At 36.0% G+C, this 4,829-nt stretch carries 7 protein-coding genes and 1 pseudogene; all 8 read left to right on the top strand.

Annotation, left to right across the window (positions count from 1 at the left end):
• The first annotated feature begins 34 nt into the window (after positions 1-34).
• On the top strand, positions 35-586 hold the full coding sequence (gene ruvC / locus WBN20_RS14295; RefSeq protein ID WP_299164383.1) for a crossover junction endodeoxyribonuclease RuvC: 552 nt from the start codon (positions 35-37) through the stop codon (positions 584-586).
• Between the two features lie 44 nt (positions 587-630).
• Complete coding sequence (hemW, locus tag WBN20_RS14290; RefSeq protein WP_424282173.1) at positions 631-1,764, top strand: radical SAM family heme chaperone HemW; 1,134 nt, start codon at positions 631-633, stop codon at positions 1,762-1,764.
• A 19-nt stretch (positions 1,765-1,783) separates the two neighbouring features.
• Positions 1,784-2,536, top strand: coding sequence for a cyclase family protein (locus WBN20_RS14285; protein ID WP_424282172.1), 753 nt, complete (start codon positions 1,784-1,786; stop codon positions 2,534-2,536).
• Positions 2,533-2,844 (top strand): DUF4260 domain-containing protein, encoded by a 312-nt coding sequence (locus WBN20_RS14280; RefSeq protein WP_424282171.1) that lies wholly within the window; start codon positions 2,533-2,535, stop codon positions 2,842-2,844. The genes WBN20_RS14285 and WBN20_RS14280 overlap by 4 nt, the downstream gene beginning before the upstream one ends.
• 40 nt (positions 2,845-2,884) lie before the next feature.
• Entirely contained in the window at positions 2,885-3,508 is a 624-nt protein-coding gene (locus WBN20_RS14275) for a DUF4230 domain-containing protein (RefSeq protein ID WP_297702969.1), read from the top strand.
• Positions 3,509-3,533: 25 nt separating this feature from the next.
• On the top strand, positions 3,534-3,938 hold the full coding sequence (locus WBN20_RS14270; RefSeq protein WP_424274902.1) for a Dabb family protein: 405 nt from the start codon (positions 3,534-3,536) through the stop codon (positions 3,936-3,938).
• Between the two features lie 70 nt (positions 3,939-4,008).
• The gene (locus tag WBN20_RS14265; protein ID WP_424282170.1) at positions 4,009-4,368 is read left to right on the top strand and encodes an MmcQ/YjbR family DNA-binding protein; all 360 of its coding nucleotides are present in this window, start codon (positions 4,009-4,011) and stop codon (positions 4,366-4,368) included.
• 61 nt (positions 4,369-4,429) lie between these two features.
• Positions 4,430-4,829: pseudogene (locus tag WBN20_RS14260) on the top strand (MutS-related protein); the annotation flags it as partial.

Here is a 4,829-nt window from a genome sequence, read left to right as displayed (position 1 = left end):
CCTATTGTTTTAAACTCAGAGTAAACAAAATAAATTGCAAAACGAAAAAATCATATTAGGGATTGATCCGGGAACTACTATCATGGGATTCGGAATCATTAAAGTAACTGGGAAGAAGATGACATTTATTCAGATGAATGAATTATTACTCAAAAAATACAATGATCCCTTTACCAAACTCAAACTTATTTTTGAACGAACCATTGAACTCATTGACACCTACCATCCGGATGAAATTGCCATTGAAGCTCCCTTTTATGGAAAAAATGTCCAGTCTATGTTAAAACTTGGCCGGGCACAGGGAGTTGCCATGGCAGCAGGGCTTTCCAGGCAAATTCCGATTACCGAATATATGCCTAAAAAAATAAAGATGGCGATTACGGGTAATGGCAATGCCAGTAAAGAACAGGTGGCAAAAATGCTTCAAAGCACTCTTGGATTGAAATCTCTTCCAAAAAATCTCGACAGTACAGATGGCCTTGCGGCTGCCGTATGTCATTTCTATAATGAAGGCAGGGTGGAGGTAGGAAAGAGCTATACCGGATGGTCTGCATTCGTAAAACAAAATGAAGATCGGTTAAAGTAGGTTTTAGTCACTAGTTATTTAATTGTTTTATTCTTAATCATCCTATGGCTGGCATCTACATACATATTCCATTTTGCAAACAGGCCTGTCATTATTGTGACTTTCATTTCTCTACTAATTTGAGGAAAAAGCAAGATATGGTAAGCGCCTTGCAGAAGGAATTATTGCTTCGCAAAGATGAATTGAAAAATGAAGAAGTACAGACCATTTATTTTGGGGGCGGTACGCCATCGGTTTTAGAAATAGGAGAAATCAATGAAATTGTTAAAACTGTTGCAGAGAATTATAGTGTAATTGAGAATCCTGAAATAACCCTGGAAGCCAATCCGGATGACTTATCCCTAAAAAAAATAAAAGAGTTGAGCGATTCTCCCATTAATCGACTAAGTATTGGAGTACAATCCTTTTTTGATCAGGATCTTAAATTAATGAACAGAGCACATAATGCTAAGGAAGCCCATTTATGTCTCAATGAGTCCAAAAAGTATTTTGAAAATATTTCTATTGACCTTATCTATGGGATACCTGGGATGACCCATAAGCGTTGGCAGGAGAATATTACCAAGGCCCTGTCTTATGAATTGCCACATATATCGAGTTATGCGTTAACGGTGGAACCTAAAACCGCTTTAAAAGCATTTATTGACAAGGGAATTATTCCCAATGTAGATGATGAGATGGCCGAAGAACAGTTTAATATATTATGTGCCCTCCTGGAAAAGGAAGGTTTTATAAATTATGAAATCTCCAACTTTGGGAAAGAAGGATATTTCTCAAAAAACAATACAGCTTATTGGAAGGGAAAAAAATATTTAGGGATAGGACCGTCTGCACATTCCTATGACGGCACAAAAAGGGGATGGAATATCAATAATAATTCGAAATATATTAGATCAATTAAAGAGAGAGTTCTTCCAATAGAAGTTGAGGTACTCAGCAAAACAGACCGATATAACGAATATGTCATGACTGGCCTGCGAACAATTTGGGGAATTTCACTTTACAAAATTCAAACGGAATTTGGCAACTCGTATTTTGAGTACCTGATGCAGCAATCAGATAAATATATCAAGGAGGAAATGCTCTCTGTTGATAGGAATAAAATTTCTGTTACCAAAAAAGGAAAGTTTTTGTGCGATGGGATCGCAAGTGATTTATTTATGATTAAATTGAATTAAGATTCTTACAATAAGACGTATGCTGGCACTAATAAAACACAATAGCGGAGACTATCAGATAGACCTTTCCAAGCCTCTGGATATTTCAATTCCATTGAGGGGCAATGAATCTAATGTGCGGGCATGGAACCTTAATGCGCCTGTAATAGAACCACATAGGGAAGGGGATTTTATTGGAAAAGTATCTGAAGGAGCATCCACCAATTTTAACGATATCAGTTTTAATCCTCATGCACATGGGACTCATACAGAATGTATTGGGCATATCACAGAAGAGAGCTATTCCATAAATAAGCAATTGTCAGACTATTTTTTCCTTGCTGAGGTGGTCACCATCGCCCCGGAAAAGTATCAGAATGATTTTGTGGTCTCCAGAAAGCAAATTCAGTATGCGATTGGAAATAAAAAATGTGAAGCACTCATAATCAGAACTTTACCGAATTTTGAAGAAAAATTATCAAAGAAATATTCCGATACAAATCCACCTTATTTATTAGAAGAAGCAGCTCAATATTTAGTAGATAAGGGAATAAATCACTTGCTCATAGACCTCCCTTCTATAGACAAAGAAAAAGACAATGGAGCGCTTTTGGCCCATAAAGTATTCTGGTGTGTTGAAGGCAAGATGCGTACCAGAGCCACTATTACAGAATTTATATTTGTTAACAATTCTATTAAAGACGGTACTTATATTTTAAACTTGCAACTGGCCCCAATGGAGAATGATGCAAGTCCAAGCAGGCCGGTAATATTTAAACCAATAATGCCATGAAAACTCTTATTAAAATAGAGGAATTGGCTATGTTTGTATTTGGTTTCTATCTTTTCGTCTTCCTTCCTTTTTCCTGGCGGTGGTTTTTTGTGTTTCTTCTGGTTCCTGATATTGTAATGTTGGGATATATTTTAGGAAATAAAATAGGGGCGGTTACATATAATATCTTTCATCATAAAGGTTTGGCAATAGTTATTCATATTTTTGGAGCATATTTTTCTTTTCCTTTGTTAGAAGGAGCCGGAATAGTTTTATTTTCACACTCAGCGGTGGACAGAACTTTCGGTTATGGATTAAAATATGAGTAAGGATTTAAATATACACATTTAGGAGAAGTAGGAAAAAGCGATGGATAGTATTTTTGAACTGTTTTTTGGGTTAATATTAGGTGCAATCCTAATGTATTGGATGTACTCATTATTTCGTATTAAGAGGAGCAAAGAGCTCACAGAGCATCAATCCACGATAATATTGGAAAAAATTAAAAGCGTTTGTAAATTGATATCTGTGGAGGGTGATTTTGCTGAGATTTACAAATATGAAAATACCAGGGAACACTTTATGAGCTTGCTTAGCAGCAAGAAAAAGGCATTGATCGTAATTAATGCAAAAGCGCAAATAGGTTATGACCTTAAAAAAGTATTAATGCATGCCGATACGGATAAAAAGAAAATAATTCTTACTAACTTTCCCCAGCCGGAAGTGCTTTCTATTCAACCGGAGCTTGAATTTTACGATATAAAAAATGGTCTTTTCAATTCATTTACTCCAAAAGATTTGACAGCCTTAAATCAGGAAGCTAAAAAACATGTCATGGAGAAAATTCCTGAAAGCGGGCTCATGGATACAGCTCGAAGGGAAGCTTTGGAAGCTGTTTTATTGATCGAGAAAATTGTTGAAACCATCGGGTGGAAATTAGATTACTCGACTTTGGAATTAAGCGACCATAAAAAACCTTTTATTGAAAAATAATATTTTAAATTTAAATCATAATAAAATGAAAAGGACAATTTGTATTTTAACACTTTTAGTAATCTCCGGAACAACCTTCGGACAGGCGGCAGATAAGCATATGAAAAATTTAGACCCAGGATTTGTGCATGTCGTTTACTTTTGGCTTAACAATCCCGACAATAAAGATGACCAAAAGCAATTTGAAAAAGCGTTGAAGAAGTTTATGAAGAAGTCAAAACATGCCAACACGCAATATTTTGGCAAACCCCCTACAGCTACCCGCGATGTGGTAGATGATTCATTTACTTACAATTTGATAGTAAGTTTTAAATCTGCCAAAGAACAAGAGAAGTACCAAAAAGAAAAAGCACACGAGGCATTTATTGAGGCAGCGCAAAGCCTTTGGAAAAAAGTGGTCGTTTATGATTCAGAGGGAATTAAATTATAATTTTCGGGGGTTAAATAATATTATGTGTGCGTGTTTTGTCGGCAATGGACATGGTTAATTTGCTTAGAAAATGAATATTGAAACGTACCGGGGACTTTGTTTAAGCAAAAGCGGAGTAACTGAGGAATTCCCTTTTGATGCCGATACACTGGTCTTTAAAGTCATGGGTAAAATCTTTTCAATAGCTCCGCTTGTACGGATACCCTCTCAGGTAAATTTAAAATGTGATCCGGAGAGGGCCATTGAGTTGCGGGAAACCTATGATGGAATTATAACCCCCGGCTATCATATGAGCAAAGTGCATTGGAACACATTATTTCTGGAACAGTTGCCCACTAAACTGATATCAGAACTTGTGAATCATTCTTACGAATTGGTAGTTTCTAAGCTAACCAAAAAACAAAAATCTGCGCTCGAGGGTATGATTTAATCTTTAGATCCCTTTAAGAATACCATATCTTTACCACCTCAATTCAAAAGAGCTAGTTTATATGCTTAACCCCACAATATTCTACAAAGAAAGAAAAGACAAATTGAGTAAGCTGTTTATTCAGGTTAAAAAGCAATTATGGGTCTCCAGTATGGTTAGGTTGACGGTTTTTGTCCTTGCAATTTTAGGGATATACCTGTTTTATGACAACTCAAATTACATTCTTTTAATTGTTCTTTTTGCGGCAATACTTTTTCTTTATTTGGTTTCGAGACATAGCGACCTGTCGTACCAAAAAAACAAATTACTGGCCTTGATCTCTATTAATGAAACAGAGCTGCAGGTATTGGAGCGGAAATTTTATCAGCTCCCGGATGGAAATGAATTCTCAGACCAAGGACATTTTTATAGTCAGGATATAGATCTTTTCGGCAAGGGATCTTTTTACCAATATTGCAACC

The organism is Eudoraea sp., assembly GCF_049665975.1.
GTDB lineage: Bacteria > Bacteroidota > Bacteroidia > Flavobacteriales > Flavobacteriaceae > Eudoraea.
Note: the sequence above shows the minus strand (reverse complement) of the source record. Positions and strands in the feature narration are given on the sequence as shown.